This is a genomic window from Stutzerimonas sp. FeSN7 (assembly GCF_030263795.1).
GTDB lineage: Bacteria > Pseudomonadota > Gammaproteobacteria > Pseudomonadales > Pseudomonadaceae > Stutzerimonas > Stutzerimonas stutzeri.
Window position 1 is genome coordinate 2,644,813 of the sequence record NZ_JARPMN010000001.1, and the last position, 24,037, is coordinate 2,668,849.

The 24,037-nt window shown below is 61.7% G+C and carries 22 protein-coding genes and 2 tRNA genes; 8 read left to right on the top strand and 16 right to left on the bottom strand.

Features of this window, described 5'->3' with window-relative positions:
• Positions 1–48: 48 nt before the first annotated feature.
• The 12 genes from P5703_RS12375 to leuC all read right to left on the bottom strand — a co-directional run bounded on the left by P5703_RS12375 (position 49) and on the right by leuC (position 13,841).
• Positions 49–594, bottom strand: a complete 546-nt coding sequence (locus tag P5703_RS12375) for a CvpA family protein (protein ID WP_017245303.1) — start codon at positions 592–594, stop codon at positions 49–51.
• Positions 595–689: 95 nt separating this feature from the next.
• Positions 690–1,334, bottom strand: coding sequence for an SPOR domain-containing protein (locus tag P5703_RS12380; RefSeq protein WP_279641779.1), 645 nt, complete (start codon positions 1,332–1,334; stop codon positions 690–692).
• Positions 1,309–2,613 (bottom strand): bifunctional tetrahydrofolate synthase/dihydrofolate synthase, encoded by a 1,305-nt coding sequence (gene folC, locus P5703_RS12385; RefSeq protein ID WP_279641778.1) that lies wholly within the window; start codon positions 2,611–2,613, stop codon positions 1,309–1,311. Before folC ends, P5703_RS12380 begins: the two co-directional genes overlap by 26 nt.
• Positions 2,610–3,503 carry an acetyl-CoA carboxylase, carboxyltransferase subunit beta gene (gene accD / locus P5703_RS12390; RefSeq protein WP_017245300.1) on the bottom strand — a complete coding sequence of 298 codons (894 nt, stop codon included), beginning with the start codon at positions 3,501–3,503 and terminating at the stop codon, positions 2,610–2,612. Before accD ends, folC begins: the two co-directional genes overlap by 4 nt.
• Before the next feature lie 215 nt (positions 3,504–3,718).
• A complete protein-coding gene (locus P5703_RS12395; RefSeq protein ID WP_045157828.1) occupies positions 3,719–4,342 on the bottom strand; it encodes a phosphoribosylanthranilate isomerase in 624 nt (207 codons plus the stop codon).
• 82 nt (positions 4,343–4,424) lie between these two features.
• Complete coding sequence (gene truA, locus P5703_RS12400; protein ID WP_011912931.1) at positions 4,425–5,285, bottom strand: tRNA pseudouridine(38-40) synthase TruA; 861 nt, start codon at positions 5,283–5,285, stop codon at positions 4,425–4,427.
• 2 nt (positions 5,286–5,287) lie between these two features.
• The gene (locus P5703_RS12405; protein ID WP_279641777.1) at positions 5,288–8,032 is read right to left on the bottom strand and encodes a motility hub landmark protein FimV; all 2,745 of its coding nucleotides are present in this window, start codon (positions 8,030–8,032) and stop codon (positions 5,288–5,290) included.
• 144 nt (positions 8,033–8,176) lie between these two features.
• Positions 8,177–9,187 carry an aspartate-semialdehyde dehydrogenase gene (locus P5703_RS12410; RefSeq protein ID WP_279641783.1) on the bottom strand — a complete coding sequence of 337 codons (1,011 nt, stop codon included), beginning with the start codon at positions 9,185–9,187 and terminating at the stop codon, positions 8,177–8,179.
• Between the two features lie 134 nt (positions 9,188–9,321).
• On the bottom strand, positions 9,322–10,434 hold the full coding sequence (gene asd, locus P5703_RS12415) for an aspartate-semialdehyde dehydrogenase (RefSeq protein ID WP_013982519.1): 1,113 nt from the start codon (positions 10,432–10,434) through the stop codon (positions 9,322–9,324).
• Positions 10,435–10,488: 54 nt separating this feature from the next.
• Positions 10,489–11,571: a 3-isopropylmalate dehydrogenase gene (leuB, locus tag P5703_RS12420; RefSeq protein ID WP_013982518.1), complete on the bottom strand. Its 1,083-nt coding sequence runs from the start codon at positions 11,569–11,571 to the stop codon at positions 10,489–10,491.
• Positions 11,572–11,754: 183 nt separating this feature from the next.
• Entirely contained in the window at positions 11,755–12,402 is a 648-nt protein-coding gene (gene leuD, locus P5703_RS12425; RefSeq protein ID WP_045157824.1) for a 3-isopropylmalate dehydratase small subunit, read from the bottom strand.
• Positions 12,403–12,413: 11 nt separating this feature from the next.
• Complete coding sequence (gene leuC / locus P5703_RS12430; protein ID WP_011912925.1) at positions 12,414–13,841, bottom strand: 3-isopropylmalate dehydratase large subunit; 1,428 nt, start codon at positions 13,839–13,841, stop codon at positions 12,414–12,416.
• A gap of 148 nt (positions 13,842–13,989) precedes the next feature.
• Between leuC and P5703_RS12435 the strand changes: the two genes are divergently transcribed.
• Positions 13,990–14,862, top strand: coding sequence for a LysR family transcriptional regulator (locus P5703_RS12435; RefSeq protein ID WP_285587136.1), 873 nt, complete (start codon positions 13,990–13,992; stop codon positions 14,860–14,862).
• Positions 14,863–14,913: 51 nt separating this feature from the next.
• Here the strand turns inward: P5703_RS12435 and P5703_RS12440 are convergent, their stop codons facing one another.
• On the bottom strand, positions 14,914–15,360 hold the full coding sequence (locus tag P5703_RS12440) for an Hsp20 family protein (protein WP_011912923.1): 447 nt from the start codon (positions 15,358–15,360) through the stop codon (positions 14,914–14,916).
• A 129-nt stretch (positions 15,361–15,489) separates the two neighbouring features.
• Here P5703_RS12440 and P5703_RS12445 point away from each other — a divergent pair, with 129 nt between their 5' ends.
• Positions 15,490–16,236, top strand: coding sequence for an SDR family oxidoreductase (locus tag P5703_RS12445; protein ID WP_285587137.1), 747 nt, complete (start codon positions 15,490–15,492; stop codon positions 16,234–16,236).
• Positions 16,237–16,242: 6 nt separating this feature from the next.
• Here P5703_RS12445 and P5703_RS12450 read toward each other — a convergent pair whose 3' ends face one another.
• From P5703_RS12450 to P5703_RS12460, 3 genes are all read right to left on the bottom strand, one after another.
• Positions 16,243–17,217, bottom strand: a complete 975-nt coding sequence (locus P5703_RS12450) for a tRNA dihydrouridine synthase (RefSeq protein ID WP_285590189.1) — start codon at positions 17,215–17,217, stop codon at positions 16,243–16,245.
• Between the two features lie 77 nt (positions 17,218–17,294).
• Positions 17,295–17,588 (bottom strand): hypothetical protein, encoded by a 294-nt coding sequence (locus P5703_RS12455; protein ID WP_068507164.1) that lies wholly within the window; start codon positions 17,586–17,588, stop codon positions 17,295–17,297.
• A 26-nt stretch (positions 17,589–17,614) separates the two neighbouring features.
• On the bottom strand, positions 17,615–17,926 hold the full coding sequence (locus P5703_RS12460) for a hypothetical protein (RefSeq protein ID WP_285587144.1): 312 nt from the start codon (positions 17,924–17,926) through the stop codon (positions 17,615–17,617).
• A 398-nt stretch (positions 17,927–18,324) separates the two neighbouring features.
• Here P5703_RS12460 and P5703_RS12465 point away from each other — a divergent pair.
• From P5703_RS12465 to P5703_RS12490, 6 genes are all read left to right on the top strand, one after another.
• Positions 18,325–18,401 (top strand) — tRNA-Met (locus P5703_RS12465).
• A gap of 159 nt (positions 18,402–18,560) precedes the next feature.
• Positions 18,561–18,637: transfer RNA gene (locus P5703_RS12470), tRNA-Met, on the top strand.
• Positions 18,638–19,483: 846 nt separating this feature from the next.
• Positions 19,484–20,257 carry a hypothetical protein gene (locus tag P5703_RS12475; protein ID WP_285587147.1) on the top strand — a complete coding sequence of 258 codons (774 nt, stop codon included), beginning with the start codon at positions 19,484–19,486 and terminating at the stop codon, positions 20,255–20,257.
• 75 nt (positions 20,258–20,332) lie between these two features.
• Positions 20,333–21,511 carry a DegT/DnrJ/EryC1/StrS family aminotransferase gene (locus P5703_RS12480; protein ID WP_285587150.1) on the top strand — a complete coding sequence of 393 codons (1,179 nt, stop codon included), beginning with the start codon at positions 20,333–20,335 and terminating at the stop codon, positions 21,509–21,511.
• A gap of 22 nt (positions 21,512–21,533) precedes the next feature.
• Complete coding sequence (locus P5703_RS12485; RefSeq protein ID WP_285587153.1) at positions 21,534–23,096, top strand: lipopolysaccharide biosynthesis protein; 1,563 nt, start codon at positions 21,534–21,536, stop codon at positions 23,094–23,096.
• Positions 23,065–23,997 (top strand): glycosyltransferase family 2 protein, encoded by a 933-nt coding sequence (locus tag P5703_RS12490; RefSeq protein ID WP_011912915.1) that lies wholly within the window; start codon positions 23,065–23,067, stop codon positions 23,995–23,997. The genes P5703_RS12485 and P5703_RS12490 overlap by 32 nt, the downstream gene beginning before the upstream one ends.
• Positions 23,998–24,037 lie beyond the last annotated feature (40 nt).

The window sequence follows — 24,037 nt, forward strand, 5'->3', positions numbered from 1 at the left end:
AGGCAGACCGGATACCGCGGCAGGCCGAGCATCCGTAAACGAAAGACCTCAACCCGGCGGGTTGAGCGACCCAGCGAACCATTGCCCGCTGAATCCGAGAATCAGGTTCTTCGACCAATCGGCGATCAGGAGAAAGTGTGGCAACAATGCCGATTCGCGCCACCACAGGTCCTGCTCCACCGGTCCGAGGCTCAGCAAGCCGGCGAGCACCACGATCAAGAGGCCACCTCGTGCGGCACCGAATACCATGCCGAGGAACCGATCGGTCCCCGACAGACCGGTCACCCTGATCAGCTCGCCGATCAGAAAATTCACCAGCGCTCCGACCAGCAGGGTCGCCACGAACAACAGCGCGCAGGCCGCGATCACCTGGGCCGACGGTGTGCTGATGTACTCAGCGAGGTGGTGGGACAACGCACCACCAAACATCCAGGCAACCACGCCAGCGATGATCCAGGTCAGCAGCGAAAGCGCCTCCTTGACGAAGCCGCGCTTCAGGCTGATCAGGCTGGAAACGGCAATGACGGCGATGATGGCCCAATCGACCCAGGTGAATGCCACGATGTTTTCTGCAAGGAGGAAAAGGCGGCGCATTTTAGCAGAGCGCAAGCGCCAGGGGTACGCGCCAGTGACCCGGCGATGAGAGGACAACTGCGACCGGCCATCCGCTGCCTGACCAGCCGAGCGAGTCAGCTTCCTTCAGGTTTGAAGCGCACCACGAAACCGTCCAGCTTCTGCTGGCGCTGCAACACATCACGAAGCCTGTTCGCTTCGCTGCGCTCCACGAGCGGCCCGACAAACACACGATTCATGCCGTCCGCCGTGCGAATGTAGGCGTTGTAGCCCTGGGAGCGCAACGCCTGCTGCAGACTCTCCGCGCTTGCCCGATTCGACAGGCTGGCCAGCTGAATCGACCAGCTGACAGGCAGGTTATTGTTGTCGAGCCGCGGCTCCGCAACCGGTGGCTCGGTCTTCGCCGGTGCTGGCTGCTCGGGCGTCGCTGGCGCGGAGGCTGTCGGCGCGGCAGGCGCGATGGGCTCGATGGGTGCTGGAGCCGATGCGACGGCAGGCGGCGCGGCGTCCGGCTCGGCGCCTTCCTCGATGATCTCGAAACCTTCGGGTACGGACTGCGGTTCCGGAACGTCGACCGGCTCCATTTCGATCTCCGCCACCACTGGTGCAGCTGGAATGCTGGGCGCATCAACGGTGACATGCCGCAGGTCGTCCTGCCGATTGAACAGCATCGGCACGAATATGACCGCGATCGCTATAAGCACCAGCGCGCCGACCATGCGTTGCAGCAATCCTTTATCCAGCAGTGCCATGTCCACCATCCCCTACCTGTTGTTCCAGCCACTCGAGTGCCGCGGCCACGCAGTAGAACGAACCGAAAACCAGTATCTCGTCGACCGATTCCGCCCTGGCGCACTGAGCATCGAGTGCTTGCTCGATAGTTGCATACTCGCTGACCGATGCACCGCGCTCAAGCAGCGCTTGAGCCAACTGTGTAGCCGATTGCGTCCGCGGCGTAGGCAACGGGGCCACCGCCCAATCCGAAATCGATGGCACGAGGGCATCGAGCACGCCCGACAGGTCTTTGTCTGCCAGCAACCCAAAGACCGCCAGTCTTGTCCCAGCGACCGGCCGTTGTTCGAGACGTTGCGCGAGAAAGGCTGCGGCATGCGGGTTATGGCCAACGTCCAGCAACAGCGCAATCCGCCGACCATTCCAGACGACCTGTCGGCTATCGAGACGCCCCACGACCCGTGTCTGCAGAAGCGCGCGGGCCAGCCTTGCCGGGTCCCACGGCAGCCCGAGCATTGCGTAGGCCTGCAACGCTAGCGCCGCGTTCTCCATTGGCAAGGTGAGCAGCGGCAAGCCGTGTAGTTCCAGCGGCGCTCCAGCGGCGTCGACGCCCCGCCAATGCCAATCCCCTGCCCCCATCGCCAGATCGAAATCTCGCCCACGCAGCAGCAGGGGTGCACTCAGTGAATTGGCGTGGTCCAGCAATGGCTGTGGCGGATCCAGGTCACCACAGAGCGCGGGCTTGCCCTCGCGGAGGATACCGGCCTTCTCGTACGCGACGCTCTCGCGGCTATTGCCCAGCCAGTCGGCATGATCCAGGCCGATGTTGGTGATCACCGCCAGATCGGCATCGACGATATTGACGGCATCCAGCCGCCCGCCGAGCCCGACCTCCAACACTACGGCATCCAGCCCGGCACGCTCGAACAGCCAGAACGCCGCCAGCGTGCCCATTTCGAAATAGGTAAGGGAAATCTCGCCACGAGCCGCTTCGACCACGGCAAACGCTTCGCAAAGCTCTGCGTCGCTCGCTTCACGACCACTCAGCAGGACACGCTCGTTGTAGCGCAACAGGTGGGGGGAGCTGTAGCTGCCAATTTTCAGCCCCTGAGCATTCAGCAACGAGGCGATGAAGGCACAGGTGGAGCCCTTGCCGTTGGTGCCAGTGACCGTGACCACCAGAGGGACCGGCCGTGTCATGGCCATCCTGGCCGCCACCGCGCGAACCCTATCGAGGCCCATGTCGATGGCGGTCGGGTGCAACTGTTCCAGGTAGGCGAGCCAGTCGGCCAGGCTCCGGCTGGTCATGCCTTGGCCGTTACCTGAGATGTCTCTACCGGCGTCGGCAGTTTCTGCATCTGGGCCAAGAGGCGAGCGAGGCGGCTACGCAGCTCGGCACGGGGAATGATCAGATCGATCGCACCGTGTTCAAGCAGAAACTCGCTGCGCTGGAAGCCTTCCGGCAGTTTCTCGCGCACAGTCTGCTCGATTACCCGCGGACCCGCGAAGCCGATCAGGGCCTTAGGCTCCGCCACGATCACGTCACCAAGCATCGCCAGGCTGGCGGAAACGCCGCCGTAGACCGGATCGGTCAGCACAGAAATGAACGGCAAGCCTTCCTCGCGCATGCGTGCCAGGACCGCGGAGGTCTTGGCCATCTGCATCAGCGAGATCAGCGCCTCCTGCATGCGTGCGCCGCCCGAGGCGGAGAAGCACACCAGCGGGCAGCGCTTTTCCAGAGCGACGTTAGCGGCACGCACGAAGCGCTCGCCCACGATTGCACCCATGGAGCCGCCCATAAAGGAAAACTCGAACGCACAAGCCACTACCGGAACGTTGAGGACCTTGCCGCTCATGGCGATCAGGGCGTCCTTCTCCCCCGTCTGCTTCTGCGCTGCAGACAGACGATCCTTATACTTCTTGCTGTCGCGGAACTTCAGACGGTCGACCGGCTCAAGCTCCGCAGCGATCTCTTCGCGGCCGTCGGCATCGAGGAAGATGTCGAGTCGGGTACGCGCATCGATGCGCATGTGATGCTGGCACTTGGGGCATACATCGAGGGTCTTCTCCAGCTCGGGGCGGTACAGTACCGCCTCGCAGGAGGGGCATTTGTGCCAGAGGCCTTCGGGTACCGAACTCTTCTGCGTCTCCGAGCGCATGATCGAAGGGATCAGTTTGTCTACCAGCCAGTTGCTCATGCTCTTGTTCTCCAAAGCTTCAGTCCCGAGCGCACACGCGCTGCAGGCAGATTGATCGTTTTGCGATCGGAGGCTTGCTGCTCTCCTGATCGCTCATCGGACGCGCCTGGAGGCGCAGCCGCAAAAACCTGATTACCGCCCGGGGGGAGATGAATCAGCGAAACGGTGCCGGTCCACCGGCGACTCGTTACTGGACGGCCCCGGCTGGTCAGGCGTCACATGACCGAGCGCACACGCCTGACAAAGGTTTCAACCTTGACGGCATCCTTGATGCCCTTGCTCGCCTCCACCCCACCGCTGACATCCACCGCGTACGGTCGAACCTGGGCAATGGCCTGTTCGACGTTATCCGCCGTCAACCCTCCTGCCAGAATCAGCGGCTTGGACAAGTTCGGCGGAATCAACGACCAATCGAAGCACTCTCCTGTGCCTCCAGGAACGCCGCCGACAAAGGTATCGAGGAGAATGCCACTGGCGTTGGCATAGAGCGCCACCTGCGCGGCTATATCCTCTCCGCCGCCTACTCTCAACGCCTTGTACCACGGCCGGTGGAACCCTTCGCATTGTGCCGGCGACTCATCGCCATGGAACTGCAGCATATCCAGCGGAACGGCGTCGAGAATCTCGTTGATTTCACAGCGACTGGCGTTCACGAACAGACCTACCGTCGTGACGAATGGGGGCAACGCGGCAACGATCTCGCGCGCCCGCTGCAGGCTGACCGCACGCGGGCTTTTGCCATAGAAAACCAGCCCGATGGCGTCGGCGCCGGCCTTGGCTGCGATCAGCGCATCTTCAACCCGGGTTATGCCGCAAATCTTGCTGCGAACGACTGGCAAAGGAGCTTACCTATCTACAGGGAAACCGGATGGTAACAAAAGGCCTGCCAGCTGCAAGCGAATGCTGCGGAGCCCTCTCCCATCAGCGCCGCACATCTGGCAAGCCGGAAAGAAAATGCGGACCGAGGTAGCGTTCAGGTAGTTCGAACTCTGCCGGATAATCGACCTCGACCAAATAAAGGCCATAGGGATGAGCAGTTACGCCGCCTGTGCGTCGAACTCGCGACTCCAGCACTTGCGCAGCCCACTCCACCGGCCTTTCGCCTGCTCCGATGGTCATCAGCACACCGGCAAAATTACGCACCATGTGATGAAGGAATGCGTTCGCGCGTACGTCGATCACGATGAGCCGTCCGAACTGGAGCAACTCGAGATGATGAATGGTCTTGATCGGCGACTTGGCCTGACACTGTCGAGCACGAAACGCACTGAAATCGTGCGTGCCAACCAACGCTGCCGCGGCGGCACGCATCCGCTCGATATCCAGCGGGCGATGGTTCCAGGTGACCTCTTCCGCCATATGCGCCGGCCGAATCTGATCGTTATAGATCACATAGCGGTAACGACGAGCCATTGCACTGAAACGCGCATCAAAATGCGGGGGCATCTTCTTGGCCCAGGTCACGCTGATATCGGGCGGCAGGTTCATGTTCGCCCCCATTACCCAGGCGTGCATGCTCCGTTCTACCGGGGTGTCGAAATGCACCACCTGGCCGCTGGCATGCACCAGCGCATCGGTTCTGCCGGCGCAACTGAGCGTAACGGGATGCCCGCCGGCGACTCTGGTCAAGGCATTCTCCAGCGACTCCTGAATGGAAGGCACACCGGCGCGCTGGCGTTGGAACCCGCGATAACGGGATCCTTTGTACTCGACACCGAGAGCTATTCTGGAAACGCCGACGGCAGCCATTTCGGCTGCCGTTTCGGGTACTGCTTGGTTCATGATCAGGCTAGTTTGGCGAGCATCTCGCGCGCCTCTTGCTGTTGCACGTCGCTGCCCTCGGAAATCACTTCGTCCAGAATATCGCGAGCACCTTCGGCATCCCCCATGTCGATGTAAGCGCGGGCAAGATCCAGCTTGGTGGTGGTCTCATCGGTATCGGAGAAGAAGTCGAAGTCATCGTCCGCACCGCCTGCAGCGCTCGTCGCAGCCGGCACTGGGGTTGGTTCGCTCAGATCATTGGACAGATCATCCAGCTCAGCTTCGACCACATTCAACTGCTCGGCAAAACTCTGGGGTTGCGCTTCCACCTCAGGCTCGTCCAGGGAGATATCGAAATCTTCTGGCAGCTGCTCAGGCGTGTTCGTGTTGACCGGCTCGGCCAGTTCGAAATCGAGATCGTCACCGTCGAAAGCCGTGGGTGCTTCGGTCGGCTCGTCGTCGAGAGTCAGCGAAAACCCGCTATCGGCCGGCGTGCTTTTCTCAGCCTCGAGATCGAAGGAGAAGTCGGAGATATTCTCCTGCGAAGTTTCCTGCAGGCTTTCGCCCTGATCGAGTTCGAAAGAGAAGTCACTTGTAGCTGGCGACTCGTTCCGCTCGACAGGAGTCTCATCCAGCATCAGGTCATCGAAGTTCAGCGAGTCGTCAGCCGGTACCGCCGTAGGACGCTCGTTATTCAGATCGATATCCAGATCATCCAGGCTGAGATCGAAGGCATCATCCAGATCCTGCCCTGCAGCCGGCGCAACAGGCTCGTCAAGCTGCAGGTCATCAAGACTGAGGCTATCCACATTCTTATGAGCAGCCGCAGCCGCAACTGCCGAACCTGCCAGCGCAGCGGCCATGGCCGGGTACTTCTGCTTGAGCAGCTCGACTTCGCCGGCAGCCCCGCCGATTTCGCGCAGTTCGCTTTCTTCACGAGCGAAACCATCGCGATTGCCGAGCTCTGCGTAGACCTCCATGAGTTTCAGGCGCAGGTCGCGTCGGTGCGGCTCGTCATTGAGTGCGTTCTGCAAGAGTTCGGCAGCCTGATTGAAGCGGCCATATGCGATATAGATGTCAGCCTCGGCCAAGGCATCCCCAGTGCTAGACGTCAGCTCGTCCGACGCAGTGCTGGCGGAGCCGGAAAAGGGGGCGGGCTCTGGATGCTCCTGTCCGATATCGACGAAAGCAGGCGTTCCGACGCGCAGGTCTTCGACAGCCTCTTCAGCCAGCAGGCTTTCCTGCAGTTCGGCTTCCTTCATCGCGTTACGACGTGACAAGGCCATGAGCCCCAACAGCAGCAGCAACAGTGCGCTACCGCCGACCACGCCGAGCAGCAGGGTGTTCGAAAGCAGGTCGTCGATCAGCCCGCGAGGCTCAGGCTCTACCGCGGGGGCGACCGGTCTGGCCGGCGCGGCGGGCTTGGCGGCCGGCTGCGCCGCCGCAGGACGCTCAGCGGGGGCAGGCGCGGCGACTGGCGCAGAGTCTTGCTGACCTGTGCCCGAGCCAGCCGACGGCTCATCAGGTGCGGCGCTTTCGTTGGCGGCACCGCCTTCAGACGGCGCGCCAGCAGACGGCTCAGCCTGACCGGCATTCTCGGCACCGGACGCCTCCGGAACCTGCCCTTCCGCACCGAGCTGCGCCTGCAGTTTGGCCAGCTGATCATCTTTGAGCTGCATGAGCCGCTGCAGTTTTTCCAGCTGTCCTTGCAGATCATTCAACCGATCTTTCAGCTCGTCATTCTCACGCCGGCTGGAATCGAGGCTTTCCTGAGTTACCGCAAGCTTGTCACGAAGAGCCTTACCACCATCGGCAGAGCCGGTTTCGGATCCTGCCGTCGACTTCCCGGCATTAGCAGCCACAAGACGGAGGTTGTCTCCGGAGTCGCTACGGGAGGGCGCAGCACCGGCCTCGGTGCGACGGGTCGCATCCAGTTGACGAGCACCTGCTACAGCGCCTCCTCGGCTCTGACGCCAGGCAGCGTTCTGCTCGGCGACCTGGGTGATCGCTTCAGCTTGCGAACGGCGGGATATCTGCTCTGCATCAGGCAGACGAAGCACTTGCCCGCTCTTCATTCGATTGATATTGCCGCCGATGAAGGCATCGGGGTTCAGATCCTGGATCGCCAGCATGGTCTGATGGACCGTGCCGTTACGACGATTACGCTCCGCGATATCCCACAGCGTATCGCGAGCCGATACCTTGTATTCGCTACCGGACTGCGCTGGCGCTGCCACGGAAACGCCAGTAGCGGGCGCCGCAGGTGCGGCTGCCGGACGAGGCGGTGCGGTGCGAACGGGCTCGACGGCGCGAGCAGGGGCAGAAATAGGCAACTGCGGCGCAGCAGCGGCAGCAGTTTCAGGCGAATAAAGCGGAGGGTCCAGCAGCAGCGTGTACTCGCGCAGCAGGCGACCGTTAGGCCAGAGGACCTCTACGAGAAAATTGAGATATGGCTCGCGTACCGGCTTGCTCGACGAAACCTGGATGACACTTTTTCCGTTTGGACGCAGTACGGGCGTGAACTTCAGGTCGGTCAGAAAGTACTGGCGATCAATACCGGCACGATTGAATTCCTCAAGCGAGGCGAGAACCGGAATCACCTCTCCCGGTGCCAGGTTTTTGGCATCGAGCAGCTCGATTTCGGCGATCAGCGGTTGATTCAAAGACGACTGAAGCGTGACCTCTCCCAACCCAAGCGCATGGGCCATTTCTGTAGTCAGCGCGGTAGCAGCCGCGATTGCCAGCACCAGATTGCGAACCCGAACCATTATTTAATCCCTTGTTTATCTTTTTCTCGAACTACGAGAGGGTCTTATTTCACTGCCCGCGCCACCTTACGGTGGCTCCCCTTCAGCGATAAGCCGTTCAGCGCATCGGCTAGAAATATTCTTTGAATTTCCAGTAAGTATCTTTTACAGATAGTCTTTTATCAACAACTCACCGGACTGCACAGCATTCAGTGCCGCGCCTTTTCGCACGTTATCAGACACAATCCACAAATTGACTTCACGCGGGTCGCTGGTGCCTTGGCGGACGCGGCCTACATGAATGACGTCCTGCCCCACAGCATCCTCGACCGCGGTCGGATAGTCACCAGCCTCGACCAGTTCGATGCCGGGCGCCGCGTCCAGTGCTGCCGTCAACGATTGCATGTCGGCTTCGGCGCCACCCAGCAGAGAAACCACCAGACTCTCGCCAAAGAAAACCGGCACCTGGATGAAGGTTGCGGCAACCTGCAATTTCGGAAGGCCCAGCAGCTGCCGAAGCTCTGCTGCCACACGTCGCTCCTGATCGGCATGCCCGGCGCCGTCAAGCTCCTCGACCTGGGCGAGCATATTGAAAGCCATTTGCCGACCAAATACTCGCGGTTCGAGCGGCCTCGCGTTCAGCAGCTCGCTGGTCTGCCGCGCAAGCTCCTTGACACCCGCACTACCGCGACTGGAGACCGGCAGGCAAGCCGTAACCGTAACTCGCTGCAGATCCAACTGCTGCTGGATAGGTGCCAACGCAATCGCGAGCGCGACCGACTCCGGCAGCGGGCTGCTGAAGCAGCGGCAATCGGAGATCGCCTCGACTCGGCCACCATTGACCTCCGGCACCAGACAAGGCTGCTGCTCGACCGCGACCGTAGCGGACAGATCGATGACTCTGCATCCAGCGGCCTTCGCGCTGACTCGGCATCGAGCGCCCATATCGCTCGCTCCGACGAGAAACACCAATTGCACGCGAGTGAAATCGAACCGATCCGCATCGCCAGTGCGCAGGTTACGTCCCTTGAACGGCACGCTGTGGCCGATACCCTCGCCGCTATCCAGCAAGTGCAGCTCGGAAAGTGGAAATCCAGGCTCTTCGAGCACTTCGACCAGGGCCTCACCTACCAGGCTGACCGCTCCTACAACCGCAACTCCGACAAGCGAGGGCATCATCTTCTCCATGCATCAGGACGGGCACTGTAGCGAAATGGCTGATCGCTGCAAGCAGCGCCGCCGAGCGGCGCGCTGCGCAGACGAAAACGCCGCGACGAATCGCGGCGTTTCGGCACTTCAAGCAATGCTCATCAACGTTCCAGCAGGATACGCAACATGCGGCGCAAAGGCTCGGCGGCACCCCACAGAAGCTGATCGCCGACGGTGAACGCGCCCAGATAATGCGAGCCCATGTTCAGCTTGCGCAGGCGCCCGACCGGAACGCTCAGCGTGCCGGTCACTGCCGCCGGGCTCAGCTCCTGCATGCTGGCGTCGCGATGATTGGGCACCAGCTTGACCCAGGGGTTGTGCTGGCTGATCAGCCCCTCGATGTCGGAGATCGGCACATCCTTGTTCAGCTTGATGGTCAGCGCCTGACTGTGGCAACGCATGGCCCCGACACGTACGCAGATACCATCGACCGGAATCGGGTTCTTGAAGCGACCGAGGATCTTGTTGGTTTCGGCCTGTGCCTTCCACTCCTCGCGGCTCTGCCCGTTCGGCAGCTCCTTGTCGATGTAGGGGATCAGGCTGCCGGCCAGCGGCACGCCGAAATTGTCGACCGGGAAAGCCTCGCTACGCTGGGTTTCGGCCACCTTGCGGTCGATGTCGAGAATGGCGCTGGCGGGATTGAGCAGGTCGTCGGCCACCGCCGCATTGATGGCACCCATCTGCTTGATCAGCTCGCGCATGTTCTGCGCGCCAGCACCGGACGCCGCCTGATAAGTCATGGCGCTCATCCACTCCACCAGGCCGGCCTCGAACAGGCCACCCAGCCCCATCAGCGCCAGGCTGACAGTGCAGTTGCCGCCGATATAGTTCTTGGTCCCGGCATCCAGCTGCTGGTCGATCACGCGGCGGTTCACCGGGTCGAGCACGATCACCGCGTCGTCCTGCATGCGCAGGGCCGAGGCGGCGTCGATCCAGTAGCCCTGCCAGCCGGCTTCGCGCAGCTTGGGGAAGACTTCGTTGGTGTAGTCGCCGCCCTGGCAGGTCAGGATCACATCGAGACCTTTCAGCTCATCGATGCTGTAGGCGTCCTTCAGCGCAGCGGTTTCCTTGCCAATATCGGGGCCCTGGCCGCCGACGTTGGAGGTGGTGAAGAACACAGGCTCGATCAGGTCGAAGTCCCGCTCTTCCAGCATCCGCTGCATGAGCACGGAACCGACCATACCGCGCCAACCGATCAGACCTACACGTTTCATCGCAACTACACCTATAGAAAAAGTGGCCCGCGCAGATTAAGGCGGGCCGAAAGATTACAACTTCGCGAGGGCCGCGACTACTGCATCACCCATCGCCTGAGTACCGACTTTGTTACAACCTTCGGACCAGATGTCGCCAGTACGCAGGCCCTGATCGAGCACATCGCTTACCGCCTGTTCGATGGCATCGGCCGCCGCGACCTGGTTGAAGCTGTAACGCAGCATCATCGAAACGGAAAGAATGGTCGCCAACGGGTTGGCGATACCTTTGCCGGCGATGTCCGGTGCCGAGCCATGACACGGTTCGTACATGCCTTTGTTGCCGGCATCCAGCGAGGCGGACGGCAGCATGCCGATGGAGCCGGTGAGCATGGAGGCCTCGTCCGACAGGATGTCGCCGAACATGTTGTCGGTGACGATTACGTCGAACTGCTTCGGCGCGCGCACCAGCTGCATGGCCGCGTTATCGACATACATATGGCTGAGTTCGACTTCCGGGTAGTCCTTGGCGACTTCCTCGACGACCGCGCGCCACAGCTGACTGGAAGCCAGCACATTCGCCTTGTCCACCGAGCAGAGCTTCTTGTTGCGCACCATGGCCATGTCGAAACCGACCTTGGCGATGCGGCGGATCTCGCTCTCGCTGTACGGCAGCGTGTCGTACGCCATGCGCTCGCCGTTCTCCAGCACCTTGCTCTCGCGCGGCTGGCCGAAGTAGATGCCACCGGTCAGCTCGCGCACGATCAGGATATCCAGACCGGCGACGATTTCGGGCTTGAGCGACGAGGCATCGGCCAACTGCGGATAGAGCAGCGCAGGACGCAGGTTGCCGAACAGGCCCAACTGGGAACGGATCTTCAGCAGACCACGCTCCGGACGGATGGCCGGATCGATGGTGTCCCACTTGGGCCCGCCGACCGCGCCCAGCAGAATGGCGTCAGCGGCGCGGGCACGCTCCAGCGTCTCGTCGGCCAGCGGCACACCGTACTTGTCGACGGCCGCGCCGCCCAGCTCGTCATAGCTCAGCTCGAAGCCCAGATCGAACTTGTCACTGGCCAGCTGCAGCACCTTGACCGCCTCGGCCATGATTTCCGGGCCGATGCCATCGCCGGGGAGAACCAGAATCTGTTTGGACATTTCCTATTCCTTATAAGAGGTCACATCGAGGCAGGGCGTACCGATGGGCTGAGCCCACCTGGTTTTTCGTTCGGCACCAGCCTCGGCTTTTTTGCGTTGCCAGATGGCGCCGAGCAGTCGGGGCGCCATTGCGAGGATCTTTCCGCAGGATGAGACCGAACCCCACCCTGCTTGTCGTACAGACTACTTGATCGCGCCGAACAACCAAGGCTGGCTCTGCTGGTGGCGAACTTCGAAGGCCTTGATCGCCTCGGCGTCCTGCAGGGTCAGACCGATATCGTCCAGACCATTGAGCAGACAGTGCTTGCGGAAGGCATCGACCTCGAAGCCGTATTGCTTGCCGTCCGGACGGGTAACCGTCTGCGCAGCCAGATCGACGGTCAGCTGGTAGCCTTCCGTCGCCTCGGCCTGCTGGAACAGCTCGTCCACCTCCTCTTCTTTCAGCACGATCGGCAACAGGCCGTTCTTGAAGCTGTTGTTGTAGAAGATGTCGGCGAAGCTCGGCGCGATGATGGCGCGGAAGCCGTATTCGTCCAGCGCCCACGGCGCATGCTCACGGGAGGAGCCACAGCCAAAGTTCTCGCGGGCCAGCAATACGCTGGCGCCCTGATAACGCGGGAAGTTCAGCACGAAGTCCTTGTTCAGCGGACGCTGCGAGCAATCCTGGTTCGGCTGACCGACATCCAAATAGCGCCACTCGTCGAACAGGTTGGGACCGAAGCCGGTGCGCTTGATCGACTTCAAGAATTGCTTCGGAATGATCTGGTCGGTGTCGACATTGGCGCGATCGAGTGGGCAGACCAGGCCGGTGTGTTGGGTAAAGGCTTTCATGTCTCGTCTCCTCAGGCCTGGATCAATTCGCGTACGTCGATGAAGTGGCCGGTAACCGCTGCGGCAGCAGCCATCGCCGGGCTGACCAGGTGGGTACGCCCGCCCGCACCCTGGCGGCCTTCGAAGTTGCGGTTGGAGGTCGAGGCGCAATGCTCGCCGCTGCCAAGCTTGTCCGGGTTCATCGCCAGGCACATGGAGCAGCCCGGCTCGCGCCATTCGAAGCCGGCCTCGATGAAGATCTTGTCCAGCCCTTCGGCCTCGGCCTGCTGCTTGACCAGGCCCGAGCCCGGCACCACCAGCGCCTGCTTGACGTTCGCGGCGACCTTCCGCCCCTTGGCGACTTCGGCTGCGGCGCGCAGATCCTCGATCCGCGAGTTGGTGCACGAACCGATAAACACGCGATCCAGACGAATGTCGGTAATGGCCTGATTGGCCTGCAGGCCCATGTACTTCAGCGCGCGGGTGATGGAATCCTTCTTCACCGGGTCGGCCTCTACGGCCGGGTCCGGCACGTTCTGATCGACAGCCAGTACCATTTCCGGCGAGGTGCCCCAGCTGACCTGCGGCTTGATGTCCTCGGCCTTGAGTTCAACGATGGTGTCGAACACCGCGTCGTCGTCAGAAACCAGGTCCTGCCACAGCTTCACGGCCTTGTCCCAATCGGCACCCTTCGGGGCGTAAGGCCGCCCTTCGACGTAGGCGATGGTCTTCTCGTCCACGGCGACCATGCCCACGCGGGCGCCCGCCTCGATGGCCATGTTGCAGATGGTCATGCGACCCTCCATGGACAGGTCGCGAATCGCGCTGCCGGCAAATTCCAGTGCATGGCCATTGCCACCGGCGGTACCGATCTTGCCGATTACGGCGAGCACGATGTCCTTGGCGGTGACGCCGAACGGCAGTTTGCCTTCGACGCGCACCTGCATGTTCTTCATCTTCTTGGCCACCAGGCACTGGGTGGCGAGCACATGCTCGACCTCGGAGGTGCCGATACCGTGGGCCAGCGCACCGAAGGCGCCGTGGGTGGAAGTGTGCGAGTCACCGCAAACCACGGTCATGCCCGGCAATGTCGCGCCCTGCTCCGGGCCGATCACGTGGACGATGCCCTGACGCACGTCGTTCATCTTGAATTCGAGGATGCCGAAATCGTCGCAGTTCTCGTCCAGCGTCTGCACCTGAATGCGCGAAACCTCGTCGGCAATGGCCTCCAGACCACCCTGGCGCTCGCCCTTGGTGGTCGGCACGTTGTGGTCCGGGGTGGCGATGTTGGCGTCGATGCGCCACGGCTTGCGATTGGCCAGGCGCAGCCCTTCGAAGGCCTGCGGCGACGTCACTTCGTGGAGGATGTGACGGTCGATGTAGATCAGCGACGAACCATCATCGCGACGTTTCACCTCGTGCATTTCCCAGAGCTTGTCGTAGAGCGTCTTGCCGGCCATCGGACTTTTCCTCATCTGCTTTCTATGCGGGGCGAATAGCCCTTGCGCTTATGGGGTCGATGCTAGGGGCTTGCATTGAATTACTCAAATTCATATTTTTCATCCGATGCATTCCTGACTGGAATTCACAACCATCCGGAAGTCTTCCATGGATCTCGCCAACCTGAACGCCTTTATCGCAGTCGCGGAAACCCGCAGCTTTTCCCTGGCCGCCGAACGCCTCCACCTGACCCAGCCGGCGGTGAGCAAGCGCATCGCCGCGCTGGAAGCGCAGCTGGATGTGCGCCTGTTCGATCGGCTGGGCCGCGACGTCAGTCTCACCGAAGCTGGCCGCGCCCTGCTCCCCCGCGCCTACCAGATCCTGAATGTACTGGACGACACCCGCCGTGCCTTGACCAACCTCAACGGCGATATTGGCGGACGGCTGAGCTTGGCGACCAGCCATCACATCGGCCTGCATCGGCTGCCGCCTCTGTTGCGCGCCTTTACCCGCGCGCACCCGCAGGTCAGCCTGGACATCCGTTTTCTCGATTCGGAAGTGGCCTATGACGAGGTACTGCACGGCCGTGCCGAGCTGGCGGTGATCACCCTGGCGCCACAGACCGCCGAACCGGTGCTGGCGGTGAAGGTCTGGGACGATCCACTGGATTTCGTCGTCGCGCCCGAGCATCCGTTGGCCAGCAAGGCGGATATCACCCTGGCGGACGTCGCCGGCCATCCGGCGGTATTCCCGGGCGGCAATACATTTACCCACCACATCGCCCAGCGCCTGTTCGAGCGCGAGGGACTCACACCCAACATCACCATGAGCACCAATTACATGGAGACGATCAAGATGATGGTCTCCATCGGCATCGCCTGGAGCGTGCTGCCACGTCGCATGCTGGACGAACAGGTGGTCAGCCTACCCTTGCCGGGTGTCCAGCTGACACGAGAGCTCGGCTACATCCTGCACAGGGAACGCACCCTGTCCAACGCGGCCAGGGCCTTCATGGCGCTGCTGGATGCCGAACGCGACTGACTGGCTAGAATGAAAAAGGGCGCCATGCGGCGCCCTTCTCCTGTCAGCGGATCAACCCTCCAGCGCGGGTCGCTGGTCGGCATTGATCGGGATGCGCTTGGGCTTGGCCTCTTCCGGCACGACCCGGACCAGATCGATGTGGAGCAGGCCGCTATTAAGCGCTGCGCCCTTCACTTCGATGTGATCGGCCAGACGGAACGACAGCTTGAACGCCCGCTGGGCGATGCCCTGGTGCAGGTAGGTGACGTTCTCCGCCTCGTTCTCGCGGCGGCCGCCAGTGATGGTGAGTACGCTACGCTCTACCTGCAGATCGAGGTCGGACTCCTGGAAACCGGCGGCAGCCACCACGATGCGATACTGATCGTCGCCGTGCTTCTCGATGTTGTAGGGCGGGTACGAGCTGCCGGTGTCGTTACGCAAGGCCGACTCGAACAGGTCGTTGAAGCGATCGAAGCCCACGGATTGCCGGAACAGAGGGGCCATGGGGAATGAACTCATGATAAACCTCCTGAAATCAGCGAGTTGAAACGGGCGGGACCCGACTTCGGCATCCCGCTGAGCCGTAGATAGGTACCGAAAAACGGATTTCAAGAGGCCGCAAACGAGCCAGGCGACGAGAGGTAGCACATGTCCAGAGTCATGCTGATCACAGGCGCCAGCCGCGGCATCGGCGCCGCCACTGCACGACTGGCGGCGCAACAGGGCTATGCCTTGTGCCTGAACTATCACCAGCGCGCGGATGCCGCGAACGCGGTGCTCGAGCAGGTCCGCGGCCTGGGCGTAACAGCGATCGCCGTACAGACCGACGTCGCTGACGAGACCCAGGTGCTGCACATGTTCGAAGCCATCGACCGGGAGTTCGGCCGGCTGGACGTGCTGGTCAACAACGCCGGCATGCTCGAGCAGCAGATGCGCCTGGAACAGATGGATGCGGCGCGCTGGACCCGCGTACTGGGCGCCAACGTGATCGGCAGCTTCCTGTGCGCACGCGAGGCGATCAAGCGGATGTCGACGCGCCATGGCGGCAGGGGCGGCGCCATCGTCAACCTGTCTTCGGTGGCCGCCCGCCTCGGCGCACCAGGCGAATACATCGACTACGCGGCCGCCAAGGGCGCCATCGACAGCATGACCCTGGGCCTGGCCAAAGAGGTCGCCAGCGAAGGCATCAGGGTCAATGCGGTGCGCCCGGGCGTGATCCATACCGATATCCACGCCGCCGGGGGCGAGCCGGATCGTGTCGAGCGGGTCAAGGCAAGTGTGCCGATGGGGCGCGGCGGGCAAGCCGAGGAAATCGCCGAAGCCATCCTCTGGCTCGCCAGCGAACAGGCCAGCTATACCAGCGGAGCGCTACTGGATGTAGCCGGTGGGCGTTGATTCGGCTCAGGCCAATGCGGCGGCACGCAATTCGCGCGTATCGACGCCGAGCATCGCATCGATCCGCGCGCAATCGTTTTCCCGGCGCAGCTCGGCGAACAGCGCCACCGCCTCCGGATAATTGCGAGTCAGCAGGGCCAGCCACTGCTTGAGCCGACCCGGCGCATAACGCGGCGCGATCTTTCCCCGCGCTTGCTGCCAGAAATCCAGCAGCACGGGTCGGAATTCCTCCCAGCTCATCGGCGCGATCTGCTGGCCGGCTTTAGCCGCAGCGATCTGCCGGGCCAGGTCCGGACGTGAAACCAGCCCGCGCCCCAGCATGATGTCCTCTGCCCCGCTGACCTCACGGCAGCGGCGCCAGTCCTCCAGCGACCAGATATCGCCATTGGCATAGACGGGCACCGGCACAACCTCCTGCACCCGCGCGACCCACTCCCAATGCGCAGGCGGCTTGTAGCCTTCGACCTTCGTTCGTGCGTGCACCACCAACTGCTCTGCCCCGCCAGCCACCAGCGCGCGGGCGCAATCGAGTGCGCCGTCCGGGCTGTCGAAGCCGAGGCGCATCTTGGCGGTTACCGGGATATGCGCCGGCACGGCTCTGCGTACTTCACAGAGAATCGCATGCAGCAGCTCCGGCTCCTTCAGCAGCACCGCACCGCCACGGGATTTGTTGACGGTCTTGGCCGGGCAGCCGAAGTTGAGGTCGATGGCCGGTGCCCCGAGCGTGCAGGCAAAAGCGGCATTGTCCGCCAAGCAGATCGGGTCGGAACCCAGCAACTGAACGCGCACCAGTGTGCCCGCGCGAGTGAGCGCACCGTTCTTCAACTCCGGGGCGAGCTTGCCGAAGCTGCTCTGCGGCAATAGGCGATCAGACACGCGGATGAATTCGGTCACGCACCAGTCGACGCCGCCCATTCGGGTAAGGACGTCCCGGAGGATTTCGTCGACCAGCCCCTCCATGGGTGCCAAAGCAATCTGCATACCGGTCACTACATGATGAAAAGGCCGGCATTGTACGGATGCGTCGCGCCTTTATGAATCGGCGCTAGCTGGCCGACCTATTCCTCTATGGTTCCGCCGATGGAATCGGTCCCGGTAGTCGCGCCCATGCCACCCGTCGTTCCGGTATTGCCGGTGCCCATGGTGCCCAGATCGCTGTCGCGCTGGCCGCTGGAATCCTTTTCGCCATCGGAGCCGCCGCGTTCTTCCGGGGACGCAGGCATGGTATCCACCGCGTCCTCCGCGGCTCCGGAAGCTCGAGCGTCGCCGTGCTGCTTATCCGACGACTCCGCGAACGCACCGGCTGAGCTGAGCAGAACCAGTGCAGCCACTGAGGCAATTATCGATTTCATGGAAACCTCCTGATGGTTGAGAGCCGCTAATCGCTGCGCCTCTCCAGCTTCGGCCGACGGCGATGTTCCATCTCGGTTTCATTGCCACCATGACCGGGCTCGGCCGAATCATCCAGCTGCTCGCCAGATGGCTGCCTGGAACCGCCCTGATCGGTGCGCTCAGCTTCGTCGAGATGCTCTACGCCGCTGCCGATGCCCATCGAACCGTTACCGGCTGCACCGCGATCCGGCGCGCCAGTGTTCTGCGCCACGGGCACCCCAGCGAAAGGCAGCTCCAGGCTCTGTGCGCCCGCCGTGGAAGCGAGTAGCGCGAGCAGCAACGTCGTTGGAATACGCATAACCGGTACCTCCGCATTCGTCCGCCTGAACGTTTGGCAGCAGCCCTCGCCTTGAGTGCGATGGCTGGCGACCGATGGCGCTCCGGAACCGCTTTTCGCCACCGGGGTCACAACCTCAAGGACGATGATCGATTACACAGAGGAAGCACCGGATGGAACCTGCGCTCATAGTTGCGATGATGGTACTGGGCTGGATCTCGGTCGCGCTCGCCATGCTCTGGGGCATGTTGCGGATCGCCCGGCGGCACCAGCCACGGCAGACGCCCCGCCCCATCCGGCCCGCTGCTTCGCCTGACTCCCCTGCCCCATTGCCCCTTCGCTCCTGGCAGGCCAGCCTGGTTTCCAGGCGATTTGAAATAAACCCGTGACAGCAGCGTTCAAAGCTGTAGAATGCGCCTCGCGGGATGGAGCAGTCTGGTAGCTCGTCGGGCTCATAACCCGAAGGTCGTCGGTTCAAATCCGGCTCCCGCAACCAATTCGAAAGGCCACTCAAATGAGTGGCCTTTTTTGTTATGGCGCTGTTCCAGATTGCACACCGCAAGCCATGGCACTGCTAAGCATTTGAAGAAAAAAGCTTTTTTCAGCCCAGGTGATTGACATCGCCTCTCCGGGCTGTAGAATGCGCCCCCACAGACGCGGGATGGAGCAGTCTGGTAGCTCGTCGGGCTCATAACCCGAAGGTCGTCGGTTCAAATCCGGCTCCCGCAACCACCTCAGAAAAAGGGGCCACTCGAAAGAGTGGCCCCTTTTTCGTTTTGCCTATCAAGCTCGATTTCTATCTGCTCCTTTCTTCGCCACGGACCTCCTTCTCCGAATCGACGCACGGAATTAAACCTTCAGGCAAATAGTTGCTTGATGCACTCGGAATAACACCCTGTATCTTTATACAACTGCATCATACACCCCGGGTTGACTATTCAGCGCGCATCTAATTATCGCTTTTTTATATAACGTTAGCTGATAGCGCTTCTTTTCGCTCTTGCGGGACGCAAACCTTTTCCGGTCAATAAGTTAGACTCGCTGAGCGCCACCCACGCAGCCGCCATAACAAATTTTTGGCTTGCCCGCTTGACTTGTTTCACATTATGACGGATATCTATTCGCACCAGGGAGCAATACGTCACAGAGCAGTTTAAGACCAACAGGACAGGTCAAGTTTTGTGATGAAAGATTTAATCCCCTGTCTGAACTAAGCGTTTCTTTTTTAGTAGAAGCGCGAGGGCTCTTGTTGTCACTCGTTTTCAAATGGCTTCTGGAAAACTGTTCCGGGTGCGGTAGCTTTGCCCGAATGGCTACAGGCCCCATGAAACCTGGGTGACAGACAGTTCAAGCCCGCAGGCCAGGCATATATATGACAAGAAAATTTTTCAACAGCTTATATAGGCTGATGGCGGTAGCTTTGTCTCTTTAATTTAAAGCCTCCGCATTAAGCGTGCCCTCGTTTACCTGCCGTCCGTATTAGTTGCAGTCCCGCTACAGCCCAAGCTGAACGACGCCCAGCGCCGCTCCATTCAAATCAGCATTGCCTCACCTAGCCTTTGCGCAGGGAGAACGACCGTGTCATCCATCTTTTATAATTTGAAAGATCAGGATCAGGCTTACATCGCTTCGCAAATAAACAAACAAGGCTTTGCCTGCCTGCACGACTTCCTGAATAGCATTCAGTTGCATCAACTACGCGAGCAAGTACAGGAACAGGCTCGACGACATAAAGGCGAGTACTTCGCCTACCACGGCGGCGAGGAAGTAGCAGACTCGTTGCTATCCGTGCTGGGGGCCGCGCCGGAATTCCAGAAGTTGCTGGCCGATGTCTACCGGGCCTGCGCCGGGCGAGCCGCACACAGCAATCGCATTTACATGGTGATGCGCTGCGTGCAAGGGCAGACGGGGCGCAAGGAGTCGAACTGTTACCACTTCGACGCCTCGCTGGTCACCGCCCTGCTGCCCGTGGAAATCCCCCAGGACGGCAACGAACGGGGCGATCTGCTGATGTTTCCCAACCTTCGCCCCATCCGCCACTTCGTGCTGTTAAACGTGCTGGAAAAGGCGCTGTTGCAAAACCGCCTGAGCCGAAAGCTGATCACCTGTGCGATCGGCATCGGATTGCTCAGGCCGCAGCGGCTGCAATTGGTCCCCGGCAACCTCTACCTGTTCTGGGGCTATCGCTCGCTGCACGCCAACAAACCCTGTGACCCGGCGAAGCTGCGCGCCACCGCCATCTTCCATTACGGCGACCCGCATGCCGGGAGTCTGCTGACCCGCCTGATCCTTCGAAACAACCAGCGCAGAGCAAGACGCGCCAGCGAAGTGGGTGAGCAACAGCCCGTCTGAGCGAGCGCACCTTCGGCCCATCCGCTCGCTTGCCGGGCCGTTCCGGCTGGCGAGCCATTCGATAAGGAAATCCCCATGATCAACGTGACCAAGTCCTACCTGGGCAGCAAGAACAAGTTCAAGGCATATGTCGACCGCATCTACAACACCGGCTGGCTCACCAACAACGGACCCCTGGTGGCGGCCCTGGAACAACGCCTCAAGGACTACCTCGGCGTTCGCAACATCATTCTCACCAACAACGGCACCATTGCCCTGCAGATCGCCTATCGCGCACTGGGCATCACCGGCAGTGCCATCACTACCCCGTTCAGCTTCGTCGCCACCACCAGTTCGCTGCAATGGGAAGGCATCCGGCCGATCTTCGCCGATATCGATACGAACACCTGGAACCTCGACCCGGAGCAGATCGAACGACACATCCAGCGGGACACCTCGGCCATCGTCGCGACTCATGTATTCGGCAACCCCTGCGATGTGGAGCGCATCGAACAGATCGCGCGCAAGCACAACCTGAAGGTCGTCTATGACGGCGCCCATGCCTTCGGCGTCTTGCACAAGGGCCGGTCGGTCTACAACTGGGGCGATATCAGCACCCTGAGTTTTCACGCCACGAAGCTGTTCCACACTATCGAAGGCGGTGCCATCGTCACCAACGATGACGAACTGGCCGCGCGGGTTCGCCTGCTCTGCAACTTCGGCATCGTCGACACCGATCAGATCGACGGCATCGGCATCAACGCCAAGCTCAACGAGTTTTCCGCCGCCATGGGCATGTGCGTGCTCGATGACATCGAGATGATCCTCGAATGCCGAGCGGAGATCGGCCAGCGCTACGAACGGCGCCTGGGCGAGCATTTCGAGCTGCAGCGGCCGCAGCCGGATTCGCGGTGCAACTACAGCTATTTCCCCGTTGCGCTGGCCGACGAGTCCCAGCTGCTGCGCTGCCGCGGCCAGCTCAATGCGAATGGCATCAATCCACGGCGCTACTTCTATCCGTCCCTGGACACGCTGGAGCACCTGCAGCCGCAGGTTCCGCAGACCCGATCACGGGCGCTGAGCCGCAAGGTGCTGTGCCTGCCGATCTATCCCGGCCTGCCGCGCAAGGTGCAGGAAAAGGTCGTGCAGACGCTGATCCAGGAATCGATCCACAGCACCGAATCTAGCCGGACCCTGTTCCAGCCCTTCGCCGATGCCTTCGGACTGCTCGGCGCAGACCAGATGGCTACTGCCGAGTACAAGCACATCTCCTGAAGTTCGAGGGCGACCACAGCTCATGTCTGATCCCAAGCGGTTATCGGTGATCCGCAACACCAGCCTGAATTACCTCGGCCAGGCCTATGCCCTGCTGATCGGCATCCTGATTCTGCCGTTCTATCTGGGCCACCTGGGCGCGGAGGCGTACGGACTGATCGGCTTTTTCGCCGTGCTGCAGGCCTGGCTGCAATTGCTCGATGCAGGGATGTCGCCGGCGCTGGTGCGGCAGGTCGCACACTACCGTGGGCAGGGCGACCTCGCCGCAGGCCGCGGCCCTGCCGGTCGCCTGCTGCGCTCGTTCGAGCTGCTGTTGCTGCCGATCGCCCTGCTCGCCTGCCTGACCATCTACCTGGCCAGCGGCTGGATCGCCGAGACCTGGTTGCAGGCACGCGAGCTGAGCACCGGGACCATCATGAACTGCATCAGCCTGATGGGGCTGATGATCGGCCTGCGCCTTTACGCGACGCTGTACAAGAGCGGCCTGCAGGGCGTGGAACTGCACGGCTGGCTGAATGCGGCGAACATGCTGATCGCCACACTGCGCTACTTCGGCGGGCTGTTCCTGGTCGCCTACGTGTCGAAGGAGCCACTGGACTTCTTCCTGTTCCAGACCGCGGTCGCGCTGGTGGAAACCTTCGCCTTCGCCAGCAAGGCCTATGTACAGCTCTCCGGGCCCGGGCTGCTGGCCGGGATCGACTGGAAGGTCGTGCGGCCGGTGCTGCCGTTCGCCGGCGGCATGTGCTTCACCTCGTTGCTGTGGATCGCCCTGACCCAGCTGGACAAGGTGCTGCTTTCCAAGGTGCTCCTGCTCAAGGAGTACGGCTATTTCTCGCTGGTGGCGCTGATTACCACCGGAATCATGACGCTGACCAACCCGCTGGTGCAGACCATTCTGCCGCGCATGACCATGCTGGTGGCCGAAGGGCGAATCGCCGACATGGAGCGGCTCTACCTGAACGCCAGCCGCTTCGTCTGCAGCGTGCTGTTTCCCCTGGCTGCAGTGATCGCCTGGCACGGACAGGCACTGATATTCGCCTGGACCGGCGACCAGGCCGCCGCCCAGTGGAGCGAGCGCCTGCTGTTCTGGTACGTGCCAGGCAGTGCGCTGATGGCGGTGGGCGCGTTCCAGTTCTACCTGCAGTACGCCTACGGCCAGCTACGTCTGCACATCTGGTACAGCGTCATTTCGACGGCGATCAGCATGCCGATCGTGATTTACGCAGCGCTGGTGCACGGCGCCTACGGCGCGGCACTGGCGTGGTTCTTCCTGCGGCTGGCGACGTTCCTGATCTGGCCGCCCGTGGTGCATCGACGCTTCGCCCCCAGGCTCAACGGCGTCTGGATGGGCGAGATGCTGCGTATCACCGCCACGACCGTTCTCGGGCTGCTCATCGGCGCGCCCCTGTTCGAGGCAATCGTCAGCGACAACCGCTTCGACATCCTGCTGGCGCTGGCCACGAGCGGGGCGGTCTGCCTGCTGCTGGTGGCCGCCAGCTCGAAGTCACTGGTCAACAAGCTTTATCTACTCATCACCAAGCGAGCATCCAAAAATGGAATTGAAGAGCGAGCAAGCCTTGATTGAGCGCTGGGGCGGCAAGACCGAACCGCTGCTGAGCATCGTCTGCCTCACCTACAATCATGCGTCCTTCATTCGGAAGACGCTGGAGAGCTTTCTCCAGCAGGAAACGGATTTCCCCTTCGAGGTGATCGTCCACGACGACGCCTCGACCGACACCACCGCCGCGATCGTCGCCGACTACGCGGCGCGCTATCCCAGCATCATCAAACCGATCTACCAGACGCAGAACCAGTTCAGCCTCGGAGTGCCGTTCAGCACGCGGCTGTTCGCCCGTGCGGCCGGCAAGTACATCGCCTACTGCGAGGGCGACGACTACTGGACCGACCCCAGCAAGCTGCAACAGCAGGTGGATTTCCTCGAACAGCATCGTGACTACGTCATCACCTACCACGACGCTTTCATGTTCAACAGCAAGGGCATCATCCAGAGCCCGCAGCTCACCGGAAAGCTGCGCAAGGACGCCACCGCCCTCGAACTGATGCAGGGCCGCCCGATCTCCACGCTCACGGTGTGCTTCCGCAACCTGATCCAGGAACTGCCGCCTGAGCTGCTGGGCGTGGAAGTGCTGGATATCTGCTGGTGGTCGCTGCTCGGCGCCTACGGCAAGGGCAAGTTCATGGCCGAGATCAGCCCGGCCGCATACCGCGTGCACGAAGGCGGAATCTTCTCCATGCGCTCGAGCAAGCAGCGCATTCATATGGCCATGCACGCGCACTACTGCCTGGCGCGCTACTACCACCGCATCGGCAACAACGCGCTCTACGAGTATTTCCTGGTCCAGGTCTTCGGCGAGTGCCTCTCGCTGGTCTCGCCATTCAGCAAGCTCCAGGCACTCTCGACCATCGCCCAGAACATCTCGCTCAACCTGCTGCGCAGGCTGACTCCACGGCTGGCCAGGAGCTGATCAGCCCAACCGCCATCTTGCATACACGCACCATGAGGAA